This is a genomic window from Candidatus Accumulibacter sp. ACC005 (assembly GCF_907163215.1).
Classification (GTDB): domain Bacteria; phylum Pseudomonadota; class Gammaproteobacteria; order Burkholderiales; family Rhodocyclaceae; genus Accumulibacter; species Accumulibacter regalis.
Genome location: NZ_CAJQUB010000005.1, coordinates 437,966 through 454,990, shown reverse-complemented (window position 1 = coordinate 454,990; position 17,025 = coordinate 437,966). Strand labels below are relative to the sequence as shown.

General features: G+C 65.0%; 14 protein-coding genes and 1 pseudogene. 5 read left to right on the top strand and 10 right to left on the bottom strand.

From position 1 onward, the window contains the following. Positions 1-44: 44 nt before the first annotated feature. The 10 genes and pseudogenes from panD to QZ613_RS07060 form a co-directional block, all read right to left on the bottom strand. A complete protein-coding gene (gene panD, locus QZ613_RS07105) occupies positions 45-428 on the bottom strand; it encodes an aspartate 1-decarboxylase (RefSeq protein ID WP_043564967.1) in 384 nt (127 codons plus the stop codon). A 59-nt stretch (positions 429-487) separates the two neighbouring features. Further along, entirely contained in the window at positions 488-1,333 is an 846-nt protein-coding gene (gene panC, locus QZ613_RS07100; protein WP_043564966.1) for a pantoate--beta-alanine ligase, read from the bottom strand. Between the two features lie 78 nt (positions 1,334-1,411). Beyond that, the gene (gene panB / locus QZ613_RS07095; protein ID WP_291868447.1) at positions 1,412-2,224 is read right to left on the bottom strand and encodes a 3-methyl-2-oxobutanoate hydroxymethyltransferase; all 813 of its coding nucleotides are present in this window, start codon (positions 2,222-2,224) and stop codon (positions 1,412-1,414) included. Between the two features lie 4 nt (positions 2,225-2,228). After that, on the bottom strand, positions 2,229-2,882 hold the full coding sequence (locus tag QZ613_RS07090; RefSeq protein WP_043564964.1) for a deoxynucleoside kinase: 654 nt from the start codon (positions 2,880-2,882) through the stop codon (positions 2,229-2,231). 24 nt (positions 2,883-2,906) lie between these two features. Beyond that, entirely contained in the window at positions 2,907-3,467 is a 561-nt protein-coding gene (locus QZ613_RS07085) for a CZB domain-containing protein (RefSeq protein ID WP_043564963.1), read from the bottom strand. A gap of 226 nt (positions 3,468-3,693) precedes the next feature. Continuing rightward, positions 3,694-4,482, bottom strand: a complete 789-nt coding sequence (locus tag QZ613_RS07080; RefSeq protein ID WP_291868452.1) for a pentapeptide repeat-containing protein — start codon at positions 4,480-4,482, stop codon at positions 3,694-3,696. Between the two features lie 7 nt (positions 4,483-4,489). After that, positions 4,490-5,344 (bottom strand): archaetidylserine decarboxylase, encoded by an 855-nt coding sequence (gene asd / locus QZ613_RS07075; RefSeq protein WP_291868455.1) that lies wholly within the window; start codon positions 5,342-5,344, stop codon positions 4,490-4,492. Positions 5,345-5,449: 105 nt separating this feature from the next. Next, the gene (locus QZ613_RS07070) at positions 5,450-6,505 is read right to left on the bottom strand and encodes a 2-oxoacid:ferredoxin oxidoreductase subunit beta (protein WP_043564961.1); all 1,056 of its coding nucleotides are present in this window, start codon (positions 6,503-6,505) and stop codon (positions 5,450-5,452) included. A gap of 1 nt (position 6,506) precedes the next feature. After that, a complete protein-coding gene (locus QZ613_RS07065) occupies positions 6,507-8,345 on the bottom strand; it encodes a 2-oxoacid:acceptor oxidoreductase subunit alpha (protein ID WP_291868459.1) in 1,839 nt (612 codons plus the stop codon). A 132-nt stretch (positions 8,346-8,477) separates the two neighbouring features. Then, positions 8,478-10,274 (bottom strand): annotated as a pseudogene (locus QZ613_RS07060) (FAD-dependent oxidoreductase); the annotation flags it as partial. A gap of 210 nt (positions 10,275-10,484) precedes the next feature. Here QZ613_RS07060 and QZ613_RS07055 point away from each other — a divergent pair. The 5 genes from QZ613_RS07055 (at position 10,485) to QZ613_RS07035 (ending at position 16,854) form a co-directional block, all read left to right on the top strand. Next, positions 10,485-10,931, top strand: coding sequence for a rhodanese-like domain-containing protein (locus QZ613_RS07055; RefSeq protein WP_291868464.1), 447 nt, complete (start codon positions 10,485-10,487; stop codon positions 10,929-10,931). 329 nt (positions 10,932-11,260) lie between these two features. Beyond that, positions 11,261-12,133, top strand: a complete 873-nt coding sequence (locus QZ613_RS07050) for a CsgG/HfaB family protein (protein ID WP_291901260.1) — start codon at positions 11,261-11,263, stop codon at positions 12,131-12,133. 187 nt (positions 12,134-12,320) lie between these two features. Then, complete coding sequence (locus QZ613_RS07045; protein WP_291981850.1) at positions 12,321-13,304, top strand: tRNA-dihydrouridine synthase; 984 nt, start codon at positions 12,321-12,323, stop codon at positions 13,302-13,304. An 11-nt stretch (positions 13,305-13,315) separates the two neighbouring features. Beyond that, complete coding sequence (locus tag QZ613_RS07040; protein WP_291901254.1) at positions 13,316-14,017, top strand: methyltransferase domain-containing protein; 702 nt, start codon at positions 13,316-13,318, stop codon at positions 14,015-14,017. A gap of 242 nt (positions 14,018-14,259) precedes the next feature. Then, entirely contained in the window at positions 14,260-16,854 is a 2,595-nt protein-coding gene (locus QZ613_RS07035; protein WP_291981849.1) for a bifunctional aconitate hydratase 2/2-methylisocitrate dehydratase, read from the top strand. Positions 16,855-17,025 lie beyond the last annotated feature (171 nt).

Sequence of the window (17,025 nt, the reverse complement as noted above, 5' to 3'; positions counted from 1 at the left end):
ACTCGGTCGCGGCTTTTTTTTCACTGCAGCAGATGACTCGCCGCTCAGGCAGCTGCCTGCGTCGGAATCATGCCGGCGGTGCGGACGATGCGGTTCTGGGTGTCCACGTAAATCAGTTTCGGCGCGTACTTGGCCAGCTCGACTTCGTTATACAGCGCGAAGCTGGCGATGATCAGGATGTCGCCCGGCGCGGCACGGCGTGCAGCGGAACCATTCACCGAGATGACACCAGAGCCGCGCTCGGCACGCAGGCTGTAGGTCGTGAACCGCTCGCCGTTGTTGACGTTCCAGATGTCGATCTGTTCGTACTCACGGATATTCGCCGCATCCAGAAGGTCCTCGTCAATGGCGCAAGAACCTTCATAGTGGAGCTCGGCGTGTGTGGTGCTGACGCGGTGCAGCTTCGACTTCAGCATTGTCCTCTGCATGGAATCACCGGGTTTTGAGTTAAAGGGGGAAGGGCATTGTAGCGGCTAATCGCTGCCTGTCAACGGCCGCCTGGGGCATCGATTTCGAGATTGTCGATCAGTCGCGCAGGGCCCAGCCGGCTGGCTGCGAGGACTACCAGCGCTTGCTTCCCGCCAGTATCGGGAAGCTGCAGGTCCGCCTGCCGACGCACGGCGACGTAGTCTGTTTTCCAGCCATGCCGGTCAAGTTCGCCGGCGGTTTCGCGTTCGAGCCGGGCGAAATCGGTTTCACCGGCACGGATGGCCGCGCTGACCTGCTGCAGGAGGCGTTGCAGACGTGGCGCTTCGGCCCGCTCGGCAGCGGACAGGTAGCCGTTACGCGAGGAGAGCGCCAGACCGTCGGCGGCACGAACGGTCTCGCCACCGATGATTTCGATCGGCAAGGCCAGCTGGCGCGTCATGTTGCGCAGCACCATCAATTGCTGATAGTCCTTTTTTCCGAACAGCGCCGCTTGCGGCTGAACGATGTTGAACAACTTGAGAACGACGGTCGCCACGCCGCGGAAATGGCCGGGGCGGAACTCGCCGTCGAGCTGGTTCTGAATGGCTGGTGGCTCGACGTGGTATTGCTGCGGCTCGGGGTAGAGATCGCCCTCGGTGGGTGCAAAAAGGACGTCGACGCCGGCCGCGGCGAGCTTCTCGCAATCCTCCTTCAGGGTGCGCGGATAAAGGTCGAAGTCGTCACTGGGTCCGAACTGCAGGCGGTTGACGAAAATGCTGGCGACGACGGTGTCTCCGTGGGCGCGCGCCGCGGTCATCAACGCGATGTGGCCGGCGTGCAGGTTGCCCATGGTCGGGACAAAAACGACCCGGCCACGCTTCATCAGCGCCTGACGCAGCTCGGGGATCGGGGAGTGAATCTGCATATGTTTTGTGGACCTCTTGTGAAACTCGTCGAGAACGCCTCGCCCGGCGCGCCTTGTCTGTCACTGGCAGGCGTGCCGTCAGTAGCAGTGCTCGGGCCCCGGAAAACTGCCGTTCTTGACCGCGGCAACGTAGGCGACGATGGCCCCGGCGATCGTCGTCTCGCCAGCCATGAAGTTCCTGACGAAGCGTGCCTTCCTGCCGGTCGAGATGTCGAGCATGTCGTGCAGGACCAGCACCTGCCCCGAGCATTCGCGGCTGGCACCGATGCCGATGGTCGGGATGGCGAGGCTGGAAGTGACTTCAGCGGCCAGCGCCTCGGGGATGGCCTCGAGAACGATCAGCGTTGCCCCGGCTTCCTGCTGGGCGAGCGCGTCGGCCAGCAGCCGGACGGCTCCGGAATTGTCTCTGCCCTGGACGCGATAGCCGCCGATCTGGTGTACCGACTGCGGGGTGAGCCCGACGTGGCCGCAGACCGGAATGCCTCTGCTGCTCAGGAAGCGCGTCGTTTCGGCCATCTCGGCGCCGCCTTCGATCTTGACCATCTGTGCGCCACTGGCAACCAGAGGGACGGCGTTGCGCAGCGCCTGCTGCGGGCTTTCCTGGAAGCTGCCGAAGGGCATGTCGGCGATGATCATCGGACGATGGCTGCCGCGCACGACACACGCCGTGTGGTAGGCGACGTCGGCCAGCGTCACCGCCAGCGTCGAATCACGGCCTTGCAGCACCATACCGAGCGAGTCGCCGATCAGCAGCACATCTACGTCGGCGGTGTCGCAGAGCTGCGCGAAGCTCGCGTCGTAACACGTGAGCATGGCGATTTTCTCGCCATTGGCACGCATTTTGGCGAGGTCGACGTGCGTGCGCCTGCGCGTCGCGACATGGGTGGACATGGGTTTACTCTCCCCGGTTGAAATACTCGCGGTGTCCACGCATCAACTCGATGCGCTTGACGAGTAGTTGAAAGTCGTCGTCTGAGTCGACGAAGTTGATGTTTTCCGAGTTCACGACCATCACCGGCGCCGCATCGTAATTGTGGAAAAAACGCATATAGCTTTCCGCGAGGACGGTCAGATAGGAGTCACTGATCCGCCGCTCCATGTCCACACCGCGCTTGCGCACGCGGGCGATCAGCGTTTCCGGGTTGGCCTGCAGGTAGATCACCAGATCGGGTGGCGTCGCCGTGGGTGACAGATGCTCGTAGATTTTTCGGTACAGCCCGTAGTCGTCTTCATTGAGTGTCAGCAGTGCAAACAGCGGATCTTTCTCGAGCAGGTAGTCCGCAACCACTGGGCGCGTGAAGAAATCGGGTTGAGCCAGATCGCGCAGCTTGTCGAGGCGCTGGAACAGGAAGAAGAGTTGCGTCTGCAGGGCAAAGCGCTGCTGGTCCTGGTAGAAGCGGCTCAGGAAGGGGTTCAGCTCGGGTTGCTCGAGCAGCAGTTGCGCGTCGATGTGCGCGCCGAGGCGTCGCGCAAGACTGGTCTTGCCGGCGCCGATGGGGCCCTCGACCACGATGTGGCGGGCTGCGGTGAGGGTAGTGCGTGCAGACATGAAAAGACGGCAAATGATGCCGGGTCAGTGTTTCAGGAAAAGGGTATCGGGGCTCGCTTCGCCGTCCTGGGCCAGTCGTTCGAGGCCCAGCAGCACAGCCTTGCTGGCGGTTTCCATGTGCTCGCTGGCGTCCACTCCGCGCGCGAAGTCGCCGGTACGACGGGCCTCGACGGCTGCCCGGCCATGTCGGTGAACGTCCCGGTGCGGCGTTTCGATCGCCCGGTAACCGTCAAGTCGAGTGCAGTGGCGTTTTCCGTCGCCCGCATAATACCATCGGCCCGGACGGCAGCCGGTATGCGAGGCAAAGTCTTCGGCGTTCCTTGTTCGGTCGGCGAGCTTGCGCACTTCGTCGGCAACGACGGCGAAACCGCGACCGGCTTCACGCGCGCGGGTAGCCGTGTCGAGGGTCAGGAATAGCCGCGGTAGTTCCCGACCACGCTTCTGCGTGGCCTCGGAAGCCTGCCGAGACTCGGCGTGCGCGGTCGGCGCCGACGCCAGTTGCCCGGGCAGTGCTTCATTCTGCGTCTCGAGCTCGCCGAGGCACGCGTCAAGGCTGCGGACTTTCTCCCGGCTTCCGAAAATCATCTCGTCCTCCCGTCAACCGCGGCTGATGGTCGTGGCTGCGTGGTGAAAAAAGCCAGGCAGGTCAAACGGCGTCCAGGATACACAGGGCGGCGGCGCCTTGGTCACGTTTACCCGTCCGCCGTACGGAAAAAAAGCGAACGAAGGTCGCCTTTTCCCGAATTGCTGCACGCGGCCGCTTGCCGGCGTCGGGCAAGCGGGAAACTGGCATCCGGAGGCCATCCAGCATTCAGCGCCCCCTGACCACGAAAGGCTCGGCCAGTGCCGCGCGTACGGAATCATCGAGGTTCGTCGCCTGCTGGAAATTGGCGTCCCAGAGGTCGGCGTTGCTGAAGTCGGCAGAGTCCAGATTGGCACCTCTGAAGAGCGCATGGCGCAAGGTCGCGCCGGCGAGGCGGGTGCCCTTGAGCGTGCTGTTGGTGAGATCGGCACTGTCCATGGCGGCGCCGGTCAGGTCGGCGCCGGAGAGGTCGGTGCCGACCAGTCGCGCATCCGAAAAGACGCCACGCAAGGCGTTGCAGTTGCGGATCGAGCCGCCGCTGAGGTCGATCCCTTCCATCAGGATGTCCTTGAGGTACGCCCCCGAGAAATCGGCACCCTGGGCCTTGGCGTTGATCAGGTTGGCGCCGAACAGATTGGCGCGCTGCAGATTGCCGTTGCTCAGGTTGGCGTCGTCGAAAGTGGCGTGAAAAAGGTCCGCCTCGCGAAAGTCGGCAGCGGCCAGGTTGGCGGCACTGAAGTTGGCCCACTTGGCGTTGCTGCCACGCAAGTCGGCGTCGCGCAGATCGGCCTGGCGGAAGTCCGTGCTTTCCATTCGCGCGCCCGCCAGGCGTGCACCGCGCAGGTTCCTGCCGACCAGTTTCTGACGCGAAAAATCGCACTGCGAGAGATCGGTCGCCGCTTGCGGATCCGCGCAGTTGCCGGCGGGCAATGCGTCCGCCAGGCCGTCGGGGGCTGCGCTGGCGAGAGCGAGCGCGGCGAGCGCCGGGAATGCCGAGAATGCCGAGAGCAGCTTCATCGGCGACTCAGCACGGCTGCGCGCTGCAGCCCATGCTCTCGCCCAGGCGCACGGCGCCGCCCGGCGCCCAGGCCGGATTGAAGCGTAGCAGGTCCTTGGGGAAGAGCATGACCACCGTTGAGCCGAGCAGGAAGCGTCCCATTTCCTCTCCTTTGCCGAGCACGATCTGCTGCCCCGCGTAAGACCATTCGCGGATCTTCCCGCTGCGCGGCGGGTTGACCCGGCCATGCCAGACGGTGGCCATGCTGCCGACGATGGTGGCGCCGACAAGGACCATAACGAAGCTGCCCCAGTCGCCTTCGAAAACGCAGACCACGCGTTCGTTGCGCGCGAACAGGCCGGGTACGCCGCGGGCGGTCGCCGGATTGACCGAGAACAGTTCGCCGGGGACGTGGATCATTCGCATCAGTCGTCCGCCGACCGGCATGTGGATGCGGTGATAGTCGCGCGGGCTGAGGTAGAGCGTCGCAAAAGCGCCATCGGTGAAGCCGGCTGCCAGTTTGGCATCGCCGCCGACCAGCGCCGTCGTCGAGTAGTGGTGCCCCTTGGCCTGAAAAATCTGCTCGCCTTCGATGCCCCCGAACTGGCTGATCGCGCCGTCGACCGGACAGAGAAAGTCGGCCCTGGAGAGCGGCCGCGCATCGGCACGCAGGGCACGCGTGAAGAAGTCGTTGAAACTCTTGTAGCTGCCGGGGTCGGCATCGGCGGCCTCGCTCAGATCGACGCGGTAACGCTTGACAAACCAGCGGATGACCCTGGTGGTAAGCGCGCCTGCCTGTGCGCCGGCGAAGCTGCCGGCGAGGGTGGTGAGGGCCTGCTTGGGCAGCAGGTACTGGGCCAGTACGGCAAGACGGTCGGACACGGGTGCGCCAGGGAGATGAACAAGCCGCGATTATAGCCGCTGGGAATGGCGACAGCGGCACCCTGTCGATCGGCACGACAGGGCGCCGGCGAGCCCATGCAGCACTTAGCGTAGCGAGGCGTTGATCTTCTCAAGGACGGCCGAGCCGGGGCACAGTTCGGCGGCGGTCAGAGTGTTCAGGGGCTGCTCAACGCTGTTGATCTGCTCGTGCAGATCGCAGGCGTCGTTGTCGACGTAGAGCAGCCCGGTGACCACTTCGCCGCGCGCGGCGTGCTCCTGCACGTAGGCCATCGCGCGTACCCGGTCACCCGGGTCGTACTCGGCGTGCAGCTTGCGCAGGCGGAGGATCGAGCCGTCGTGCTGGCGGACATCGATGACCTCTCCCTCGCCGTACTCGGTGGTGATCTCGTCGCGCTGCGGGAAGAAATCAAGGCGGTTGACCGCTTCGTTGTGCTCACGCACATAGTCGTAACTCTTGGTGCTGCCGGAGTGGTTGTTGAAGGCGACGCAGGGCGAGACGACGTCGATCACCGCAGCGCCGGGGTGGGCGATCGCTGCCCGGATCAGCGGCACCAGTTGCGCCTTGTCGCCCGAGAAGCTGCGCCCGATGAAGGTTGCGCCCATCACCAGCGCCAGGCTGGCGAGGTCGATCGGCGTGTCGTTGTTGGCCTGGCCGCGTTTGGACTTCGAGCCCTTGTCGGCGGTCGCCGAGAACTGTCCCTTGGTCAGCCCGTAGACGCCGTTGTTCTCGACGATATAGGTCATGTTGACGCCGCGGCGAAGGACGTGCGCGAACTGGCCCAGGCCGATCGACGCCGAGTCGCCGTCCCCGGACACGCCGAGGTAGATCAGTTCGCGGTTGGCCAGGTTGGCGCCGGTGAGAACCGACGGCATGCGCCCGTGCACGGTGTTGAAGCCATGCGAATTGCCGAGAAAGTAGTCCGGTGTTTTCGATGAGCAGCCGATTCCCGAGAGCTTGGCGACGCGGTGCGGCTCGATGTCGAGTTCCCAGCAGGCCTGGATGATCGCCGCCGAGATCGAGTCGTGCCCGCAACCGGCACAGAGGGTCGATATCTTGCCTTCGTAGTCGCGGCGCGTGTAACCGACGCGGTTCTTGGCCAGGGTCGGGTGGTGAAGTCTGGGTTTGGCGAGGTAGGTCATGTCAGGCCACTCTGTCTTCTTTGAAGGAATGCACGTTCAGGCGTGCGACGCGGTCGGCGATTTCCTGCGTAATGAAGCGCGCGGTGATCGGCGTTCCGTCGTAATGAACGACCGTCACCAGGCTCGCCGGACGTACCCCGGCCTCGTTGATCAGCAGGGTGGTCAGCTGTCCGTCCAGGTTCTGCTCGAAAACGAAGACCTTGCTGTGCGCCGCGACGAAGTCGACGATCTCGTTCTGGAACGGGAAAGCGCGTATGCGCAGGGCGTTGAGATAGATGCCGTGTTCGGCCAGCGCGTCGAGTGCTTCGTGCATCGCCGGACTGGTCGAGCCGTAGAAGAGGACGGCGAAGCGTGCCGGGTACCTGGCGGCGGTGAGCACCGGCAGCGGCACCAGCGACTTGGCGGTTTCGAACTTGCGCAGCAGGCGCTGCATGTTGTCGACGTAGTCCGGGCCCGCTTCGGAGTAGCCGGCGTAAGCGTTCTTGGTCGTTCCGCGCGTGAAATAGCCGCCCTTGGTCGGGTGCGTTCCCGGATAGGTGCGGTAGGTGATGCCGTCGCCGTCGACGTCCAGGTAGCGGCCGAATTCGCTGCCGGCGTCGAGTGCCTCGCGGGTCATCACCTTGCCGCGGTCGTATTCGACGCTGTCGTCCCAGGCGAACGGGCGGCACAGCCGCTGGTTCATTCCGATGTCGAGGTCGCTCATGACGAAGACCGGCGTCTGCAGGCGCTCGGCGAGGTCGAGCGCCTGCGCCGACATCTCGAAGCACTCGTAGGGATCTTCCGGAAAAAGCAGCACGTGCCGGGTGTCGCCGTGCGAGGCGTAGGCGCAGGCAAGGATGTCGGATTGCTGGGTGCGCGTCGGCATGCCGGTGGAAGGGCCGCCACGCTGGACATTGATCAGTACGGCCGGGATCTCGGCGAAGAAGGCAAGGCCGATGAACTCGGACATCAGCGAGATGCCCGGTCCCGAAGTCGCGGTAAAGGCGCGTGCGCCGTTCCAGCCGGCGCCGACGACCATGCCGATCGACGCCAGTTCGTCCTCGGCCTGGACCACCGCGCAGCGCTGCTTGCCGGTCTGCGGGTCGGCGCGCAACTTCTGCGTGAAGCGGATGAAGGCCTCGGCGACCGAAGATGACGGGGTGATCGGGTACCAGGCGCAGACCGTCGCGCCGCCATAGACGCAGCCCAGCGCCGCGGCGGTGTTGCCATCGACGAAGATGTGGTCGCCGACCTTGTCACGGCGCTCGACCTTGAGACCGATCGGCTTGAGGTGTTCGCGCGCGTAGTCGCGGCCGACGTTGAGCGCCTGGATGTTGGAATCGAGCAGCTTCTCCTTGCCCTTGAACTGCTGCCCGAAAAGCTTCTCGATTTCGCTTGTCTCGATCTCCAGCAGGTGCGCCAGGGCGCCGACGTAGAGGATGTTCCTGAACAGCTGTCGCTGGCGCGGGTCGCTGTACGTGTTGTTGCACAGTTCGGTGAGCGGCATGCCGATGACGTGGATGTCGTCGCGCGACCGCGAGCGGGGCAGTGGCCGCGAACTGTCGTAGAACAGGTAGCCGCCCATCTCGATCTCGCGGACGTCCTGGTCCCAGGTCTGCGGGTTCATGGCCACCATCATATCGACGCCACCGCGCCGGCCGAGGTAGCCGCGCTCGGTGACGCGTACTTCGAACCAGGTCGGCAGCCCCTGGATGTTCGACGGGAAGATGTTGCGCGGCGAGACCGGCACTCCCATGCGCAGGATGGCACGCGCGACGAGTTCGTTCGCCGACGCCGATCCCGAGCCATTGATGTTGGCAAACTTGATGACGAAATCATTGACCGCTTCGATCTTCTGCATTTTCGTTCCTCAGGCGGTTTGCTGGTCGGGAGCCGGCGCTGGCTTTTGCCTTGCCCTTGGCCTTTTCTCGGGTGAAGGTGTGCCCGCGGGCTCGGGCAAAGGCGGGGGAGAGCCTGCATTGCGGCAACCAGGTCCGGCGTAGGTGCTTGCGAAGAGGAATTTCTGCATGTCCCAGGCGCCGGTCGGACAGCGTTCGGCACAGAGTCCGCAGTGCAGGCAGACATCCTCGTCCTTGACCATCACCCGCCCGGTCTTCAGCGCATCCGACACATAGAGATCCTGGCTCGCATCCAGTGCCGGCGCGCTCAGCCGCTGGCGCAGGTCTTCCTCGTCACCGTTGAGGGTGAAGGAGATGCTGTCCATGGGGCAGATGTCCATGCACGCGTCGCATTCGATGCACAGCTTGGGTGCAAAGACCGTCTGCACGTCGCAGTTCAGGCAGCGCTGCGCCTCCTGGAAAGCCAGCTGCGGATCGAAGCCCAGCTCGACTTCGATCTTGATGTTCTTCAACGCGGCGTTCAGGTCGCGCAGCGGCACGCGCAGGCGCCGATCGGCCGAGATGGCGTTGTCGTACATCCACTGATGGATGCCCATCTTTTGCGAGACCAGTGAAGTCTGCGGTGCGGGCCGCTCGGCAAGGTCCTCGCCGTTGAGCATGCGGTCGATGGAGACCGCCGCCTGGTGGCCGTGGGCAACCGCCCAGATGATGTTTTTCGGCCCGAAGGCAGCGTCACCGCCGAAGAAGACGTTGGGCACGGTCGATTGCATGGTCTCCTCATTGACCTTGGGCAGGCCCCACTTGTCGAATTCGATGCCGATGTCGCGCTCGATCCACGGGAAGGAGTTGTCCTGGCCAACGGCGACCAGCACCTCGTCACAATCGAAATGAGCGTCGGGTTCGCCGGTCGGTACCAGGCTGCGGCGGCCCTTGTCGTCGAATTCCACCCGTACCTTCTCGAAGGTGGCGCCGGTGAGCCGTCCGCCGATGTGCGTGAAGGCCTTGGGGACCAGGTTGTTGAGGATCGGGATGCCTTCGTGCATCGCGTCCTCCTTTTCCCAGGGGCTGGCCTTCATCTGCTCGAAGCCGGAGCGGACGATGACCTTGACATCCTCGCCGCCAAGCCGGCGCGACGAGCGGCAGCAGTCCATCGCAGTGTTGCCGCCGCCGAGGACGATCACCCGCTTGCCGATCGAAGTGGTATGCCCGAAAGCGACGCTGGCCAGCCAGTCGATACCCAGGTGGATAGACTTCGCTGCTTCCTTGCGTCCGGGGATGTCGAGGTCGTGGCCACGTGGCGCGCCGGAACCGACGAAAATCGCGTCGTAGCCTTCGCTTAGCAGGTTCTTCAGCGAACTGACGTACTGGCCGCCGCGCAGCTCGACGCCGAGGTCGAGGACGTAACCGGTTTCCTCGTCGATGACTTCTTCTGGCAGGCGGAACTTCGGGATCTGCGTGCGCATCATGCCGCCGGCGAGAGCGTCGCCGTCGTAGATCACCACCTCGTAGCCGAGCGGCGCCAGGTCGCGCGCTACGGTCAGCGATGCCGGCCCGGCGCCGACGCAGGCGATGCGCCGGCCGTTTTTCTGCGCCGCTGGCGGCGGCAGGAGGTGGCGAATGTCCTCCTTGTAGTCGGCGGCGACGCGCTTCAGACGGCAGATCGCGACCGGCGCCTTGCGCTCGCCGTGGCCGTCCGGGGTTTCGTCCTCGACGCGGCCGCGGCGGCACGCGGGTTCGCAGGGGCGGTCACAGGTTCGCCCGAGGATTCCCGGAAAGACGTTCGATACCCAGTTGACCATGTAGGCCTCGCTGTAGCGACCGGCAGCGATCAGGCGAATGTATTCGGGAACCGGGGTGTGGGCCGGGCATGCCCACTGGCAATCGACGACTTTGTGGAAATAGTCGGGGACGCTGATATCGGTCGGTTTCAAGACGAGCGACTCCTTTCTTCGGCAGCAGTCCGGGGTCGCGGTTGCCGGCCCCAAAAAAGAGCGTCCATACTAGCGCGCCGCTGGGAGCCTGAAAAGGGTTATTTTTCAGTGCGATGTCAGCGTAAGCTCGTGCCGCGACGCGGCTGCCTTGCCCCCATTGCCGGGCGATCACTGTAAAATGGCCGGAACGAGGTTACAGGAGTTCTGATCATGATCCGGATGATGGCTTGCGCGTTTTCTTCCTTGCTGCTCGCGAGCGCGGCCGACGCTGAAGTGTTCGATATCGACAACGCCGAGCTGGCGCGCCTGATGGCTGCAGGGGTGCCGGTGATCGACATCCGTACTGCCGGCGAATGGCAGCAAAGTGGCGTCGTCGCGGGCAGCAAATTGATTACCTACGTTGATGAGCAGGGCCGCGTCGATGCGCCGGCCTGGCTGGCAAAGGTGCAGGGCGTAGCCAAACCCGACCAGCCGGTGATCGTCATTTGCCGTAGCGGCAACCGCACGCGGGCGGCAAGCCAGCTTCTCTCGCAGCAGGCGGGCTACCAGCGGGTGTACAACGTCAAGGACGGGATGCGCTCCTGGGTGCAGGAAGGGCGGCCGGTAACCCCGTTGGCCAGCACCCTGGCCCAGTGCCCGGCCGGTTCTCGCTGCTGAGCGCGTGCAGCCTGGGGGCAACGATCCCGCTTGCGCGGCGATAGTACGAGATAGCACGAGGCCAGAAGTTCGCGCTCGCAGTGCTGCCACCGCGCCAGAGCGGACCTGCCGCGTGAATGACGTCTGCAGCGGGGAAACGATAGCCTTTGCTGGCATTGGCGTCAGCCCGTCCGGCCGCCGCTGAGTCCCAGGCACTTGGGGAGCGGTTGCAGGCCGGCTGCGCAGGTCGTATCCGTGCTGTTATAGTGGCGGCCGGTGTGGAGGGCGCCGCTGTCGGTGGGATGCCACGCCGCATTCAGCCAATTGCCAATTGAGAAGGGAGAAGATTCATGGCTCTAACGAGTTCTCGCGGTACGGCACGCCTGGTCGTCGCTTCCGCTGCAACTGCACTTCTGGCCGCTTGCTCGAACATGCAGATGGGGTCGCAAGACGCGAAGACCACGGCCACCGGGTCGGCCGGCGGGGCGAACGCCCAGAATGCCAACAGCCAGCTCGAAAGGTGCGATCGCTCGCTCGGCACGCTTGCCGTGGTCGAGGATACGCAGGCGCCGTGGTACGGCATCCTGACCGGCCAGTGGGGCCTGGGATCGACCACGCCGGTGCTCAAGCTGATGGTCCAGCAATCGAACTGTTTTGTCGTCGTCGAACGCGGCCGGGCGATGAACAACATGATGCAGGAGCGCGCCCTGGAAGACTCCGGGGAACTGCGCAAGGGCTCCAAGTTCCAGAAGGGGCAGATGGTTTCGGCCGACTATTCGATGAGTCCATCGATTACCTTCAGCAACAGCAATGCGGGCGGTGCGGGTGGCGCACTTGGCGGCATGAGCGGCGCGCTCGGCGTGATCGGTGCGATTGCCGGCAGTGTGAACGTCAAGGAGGCGAGCACGCTGCTGACGCTGGTGGACAACCGCTCCGGTGTGCAGCTGGCGGCGGCGGAGGGCAGCGCGAGCAACATGGACTTCGGCGCCGTCGGCAGTCTTTTTGGCCGCGGCATGGGGGGGGCGGCCGGTGGTTACGCGAACACCGCGCAGGGCAAGGTGATCGTCGCCGCCTTTACGGACTCGTACAACAATCTGGTACGCGCGGTGCGCAGCTACAAGGCGCAAGAGGTCCAGGGTGGCCTGGGAACCGGCGGCAACCTGGGTGTGCAGGGGGCCGAGGCGGCACAGCCTGCCAAGAAGAAGAGCAAGAAGACCAACTGAGCACCGCGAGCAACGGAAAAGAGGCCGGCGTGTCCGGCCTCTCTGTCGTTTGCGAGAAAGAAGGCGGTCTGCCGACGCCGCGTGCCCGGCGCGAACGCTTCGCCCGCCGCCAGGACGCTGCTCCCTGGAGGGCACCCGGTCGCTTGGAATGCCCGCTTCAAGCTCGAAGCGGGATGGAGAATGGGTGATGGGAAGAGTACTGCTGGCGCCGATGGAGGGCCTGGTCGACGACGTTCTGCGCGACGTTCTGACCCGCGTCGGTGGCTATGATCTGGCCGTCAGCGAGTTCGTCCGGGTCTCCGGCAATCTGCTGCCGCCGCGCGCCTTTAAGCGGCTTTGCCCCGAGCTTGACAAGGGCAGCCGAACGCGTGCCGGAACGCCGCTGGTGGTGCAGCTTCTCGGCAGCGATCCCGGGTGCCTGGCCGAGAATGCGGCGCAGCTCGTCGAGCTTGCCCCGGCGGGGATCGATCTGAACTTCGGTTGTCCGGCACCGACGGTCAATCGCCACGGCGGCGGCGCGATGCTGCTCGCCGACCCCGAACAGCTCTTGCGCATCGTCGCGGCGGTGCGCCGCGTGGTCCCTCAGGAAATACCATTCACCGCCAAGATGCGGCTCGGCGTGCGCGATACCGAGAAAACCCTGGACTGCGCGCGGGCGCTGGCCGCCGGCGGTATCGTCGCGCTGGTGGTGCATGCGCGCACCCGCGCCGACGGCTATCGACCGCCGGCGCATTGGGAATGGATCGCGCGCATCCGCGCGGTGGTGCCACAACCGGTGATCGCCAACGGCGAGGTATGGACGGTTGCCGATCACCTGCGCTGCTGCGCGGTGAGCGGCAGCGACGACGTGATGATCGGCCGCGGTGCAGTGGCCGATCCCTTTCTCGCGCGGCGTATTCGTGCGCAGGAGGCCGGCGAGGCGGTCGCCGCCGATCGCTGCGACGACTGGCGCCGCTTGCAGCCGCTGCTGGCGTCATACTGGCAGCAGGTCTGTGCCAAGGTCGTGGCCCGGCATGCGCCGGGACGGCTCAAGCTCTGGCTGGGCTCCCTGCGGCGCAACTTCGTCGAAGCCGACGCTCTGTTCATGGCGGTCAGGGCACTGGCTGGCGTGGAAGAAATCAGCCGCGTGCTCGAGTTGCATGGAATCCCGGTGCAGCGGCCGCTGGGCTAGCGCGCCAGAAGATGCAAGGCAACTCCCGCGTCCCGAGCAGCGCCCAGAGTGGCATCCACGAGCAGTTGGCGATGGTTCTCGCACGACACGCGAGCGCGCCTTTCCGCAAGCCCTATGCCGACTACAATCGCGTCGCCTTTGCCGCAAGTTTCGAGCGCTACCAGCGCCTCGCGCCGGGCGCCCCCCTGATCCTTGACGCCGGCTGCGGTGTCGGCGAGAGCAGCGTCGCACTCGCCAGAGCGTTCCCGACGCACTACGTGATCGGCGTCGACCAGTCGGCCGTACGCCTGCAGCGCGGCCGGCAGTGCCCGCAAGCGCAGCGCGAGCAGGGCGGCGAACGGCGTGCCTGGCCAGCCAACCTCGATCTGGTTCGCGCCGATCTGGTCGACTACTGGCGCTTGCTGGCCGACGCCGGCCTGCGGCTCGATCGGCATTACCTGCTCTATCCCAACCCCTGGCCGAAGATCGGCCATCTGCGCCGCCGCTGGCATGGGCACCCGGTCTTTCCCGCGCTGCTTGCTCTCGGCGGCGTGCTCGAGTGCCGCAGCAACTGGTTGATCTATATCGCCGAGCACTGTCTGGCGGTGGAGCAGCTTACCGGCCGGGCGGCGGTTTGCCAGTCCTTCGTCCCGGAGCAGCCGATGACGCCCTTCGAGCGCAAGTATCTGGAGTCAGGGCATGGCTTGTTTCGTAGCGTCACCGATCTGACTTGAGGGCGGGCGCCGACCACCGCCTGGCGCCGCCGGCGCTGCGAGCGCGGGGCTGTTGTTCGGGAGCCCTACTTCACAGCGAGTCGTATGTCTTATATAATACATACCAATCAAGCGGGGGCTGTCGGCAGCGGATGTTTCTGCCGGCGGGGCCAGGAGCCTGCCCGCCGCGAGGTCGTTCGCCGCTACGGCCTTGCAGTACAATTGCCGCTTTGCTGCCACCACTTTTGAGAAAGGACGTCGCCGTGCTGGAATCCTATCGTGCCCACGTCGCCGAGCGCGCTGCGCTTGGCATTCCGCCCCTGCCGCTGACCGCGCAGCAGACCGAGGAACTTGTCGGCCTGCTGAAGAATCCGCCGCAAGGTGAAGAGGCGGCTCTGGTCGAACTGCTGACCTACCGGGTTCCAGCGGGTGTCGATGATGCCGCCAAGGTCAAGGCCGTGTTTCTGGCCAAGGTCGCCAAGGGCGAGGAGATCTGCGCGCTGGTTTCGCGCGAGAAGGCCACGGAACTGCTCGGCACGATGCTCGGCGGTTACAACGTCAAGCCGCTGATCGACCTCCTCAGCGGCCCGACCGGCGCCATCGCCGCCGAGGCCCTCAAGAAGACCCTGCTGGTCTTCGACTTCTTCCACGACGTCAAGGATCTCGCCGACAAGGGCGACGCCAACGCCAAGTCGGTGCTGCAGAGCTGGGCCGACGGCGAGTGGTTCACCTCGCGTCCGGAAGTTCCCGCGTCGCAGAAGCTGACCGTTTTCAAGGTCACCGGCGAAACCAACACCGACGACCTGTCGCCGGCACCCGACGCCTGGTCGCGTCCGGACATCCCGCTGCACGCGCTGGCGATGCTCAAGAACCCGCGTCCGGGAATCGAAGCCGACGTCGCGGGCGAGCGCGGCCCGATCAAGCAGCTCGAAGCGCTGGCCAAGAAAGGGAACCTGATCGCCTACGTCGGCGACGTCGTCGGCACCGGTTCGTCGCGCAAGTCGGCGACCAACTCCGTGCTCTGGTTCACCGGCGAAGATATCCCCTTCGTTCCCAACAAGCGCTTCGGCGGCTTCTGCCTGGGTTCGAAGATCGCCCCGATCTTCTTCAACACGATGGAAGACGCCGGCGCGCTGCCGATCGAACTCGACGTCGAGCAGATGGAAATGGGCGACGAGATCGAACTGCAGATCGATACCGTGACGACCAAGGTCACCGCGACGAAGAACGGTGCCGTCATCGCCGAATCGCAGCTGAAGACGCCGGTGATCCTCGACGAAGTGCGTGCCGGCGGACGCATCCCGCTGATCATCGGCCGTGGCCTCACCACCCGGGCACGCGAAGCGCTCGGCCTGCCGGTCTCGACGCTGTTCCGGGTGCCGCACAATCCTGCCGACCCGGGCAAGGGCTACACGCTGGCGCAGAAAATGGTCGGACGGGCCTGCGGCCTGCCGGAAGGCAAGGGCGTTTTGCCGGGTACCTATTGCGAACCGCGCATGACCACCGTCGGCTCGCAGGACACCACCGGCCCGATGACCCGCGACGAACTCAAGGATCTCGCCTGCCTCGGTTTCTCGGCGGACATGGTGATGCAGTCGTTCTGCCACACCGCTGCCTATCCGAAGCTGGTCGATGTGCGTACGCACCGCGAACTGCCGGCTTTCATCAGCACCCGTGGCGGTGTCTCGCTGCGTCCCGGCGACGGCATCATCCACTCCTGGCTGAACCGCCTGCTGCTGCCCGACACCGTCGGTACCGGCGGCGACTCTCACACCCGTTTCCCGATCGGCATTTCGTTCCCCGCCGGCTCCGGCCTGGTCGCCTTCGCCGCCGCGACGGGTGTGATGCCGCTGGACATGCCGGAATCGGTACTCGTGCGCTTCAAGGGCAAGCTGCAGGATGGCGTCACCCTGCGTGACCTGGTCAACGCCATTCCCTACTACGCCATCAAGGCCGGCCTGCTGACCGTCGAGAAGAAGGGCAAGAAGAACATCTTCTCCGGCCGCATCCTGGAAATCGAAGGCCTGCCGGATCTCAAGATCGAACAGGCGTTCGAGCTCTCCGACGCCGCTGCCGAGCGCTCCGCCGCCGCCTGCGCGATCCAGCTCGACAAGGCGCCGATCATCGAGTACATGCGCTCGAACATCACGCTGATGAAGTGGATGATCGCCACCGGCTACGAAGACAAGCGCACGCTCGGCCGACGCATCAAGGCCATGGAAGCGTGGATCGCCAAGCCCGAACTGCTCAAGGCCGACGCCGGCGCCGAGTACGCCGCTGTGATCGAGATCGACCTCGCCGACGTCAAGGAGCCGATCGTCGCCTGCCCGAACGACCCCGACGACGCCAAGCTGCTCTCCGAAGTCGCCGGCGCCAAGATCGACGAGGTGTTCATCGGCTCGTGCATGACCAACATCGGCCACTTCCGCGCCGCCGGCAAGGTCCTCGAAGGCAAGACCGACATCCCGACCCGCCTGTGGGTCGCGCCGCCGACCAAGATGGACGCCGCGATCCTCAACGAGGAAGGCTACTACGCGATCCTCGGCAAATCCGGCGCGCGCATGGAAATGCCCGGCTGCTCGCTGTGCATGGGCAACCAGGCGCAGATCAAGAAGGGCAGCACGGCGATGTCGACCTCGACACGCAACTTCCCGAACCGCCTCGGCATCGATACCTTCGTCTATCTCGGCTCCGCCGAACTGGCATCGATCTGCGCTCTGCTCGGACGCATCCCGACCGTCGCCGAGTACATGGAACAGGTGAAGGTGGTGAACGCCAAGGCTGCCGATGTCTATCGCTACATGAACTTCGACCAGATCAAGGAGTTCAGCGACGTGGCGGATACCGTAACCGTCTGACCTTCGCCGTAAGCGACAGTGGAAAAAGCCCTCGCCGGCAAGCTGGCGGGGGCTTTTTTCTTGGCAGGTATGATTGGCGACGTGATGAGATCCGTGGCAGTCGCTCTGAAGCCCAACGGGCGGGCTCGCCCATCCTCCGGGTAGCGCAGCCTTGCCCTCTGCCACCTGTTC

Excerpts from the sequence above, each read along its gene's own strand:
- QZ613_RS07090 (WP_043564964.1), bottom strand. The coding sequence starts at position 2,882 with ATGTCTGCACGCACTACCCTCACCGCAGCCCGCCACATCGTGGTCGAG.
- QZ613_RS07065 (WP_291868459.1), bottom strand. The coding sequence starts at position 8,345 with ATGCAGAAGATCGAAGCGGTCAATGATTTCGTCATCAAGTTTGCCAAC.
- panB (WP_291868447.1), bottom strand. The coding sequence starts at position 2,224 with ATGTCCACCCATGTCGCGACGCGCAGGCGCACGCACGTCGACCTCGCC.
- QZ613_RS07045 (WP_291981850.1), top strand. The coding sequence starts at position 12,321 with ATGGGAAGAGTACTGCTGGCGCCGATGGAGGGCCTGGTCGACGACGTT.
- QZ613_RS07050 (WP_291901260.1), top strand. The coding sequence starts at position 11,261 with ATGGCTCTAACGAGTTCTCGCGGTACGGCACGCCTGGTCGTCGCTTCC.
- QZ613_RS07070 (WP_043564961.1), bottom strand. The coding sequence starts at position 6,505 with ATGACCTACCTCGCCAAACCCAGACTTCACCACCCGACCCTGGCCAAG.
- panD (WP_043564967.1), bottom strand. The coding sequence starts at position 428 with ATGCAGAGGACAATGCTGAAGTCGAAGCTGCACCGCGTCAGCACCACA.
- panC (WP_043564966.1), bottom strand. The coding sequence starts at position 1,333 with ATGCAGATTCACTCCCCGATCCCCGAGCTGCGTCAGGCGCTGATGAAG.
- QZ613_RS07080 (WP_291868452.1), bottom strand. The coding sequence starts at position 4,482 with ATGAAGCTGCTCTCGGCATTCTCGGCATTCCCGGCGCTCGCCGCGCTC.
- QZ613_RS07085 (WP_043564963.1), bottom strand. The coding sequence starts at position 3,467 with ATGATTTTCGGAAGCCGGGAGAAAGTCCGCAGCCTTGACGCGTGCCTC.
- QZ613_RS07040 (WP_291901254.1), top strand. The coding sequence starts at position 13,316 with ATGCAAGGCAACTCCCGCGTCCCGAGCAGCGCCCAGAGTGGCATCCAC.
- QZ613_RS07055 (WP_291868464.1), top strand. The coding sequence starts at position 10,485 with ATGATCCGGATGATGGCTTGCGCGTTTTCTTCCTTGCTGCTCGCGAGC.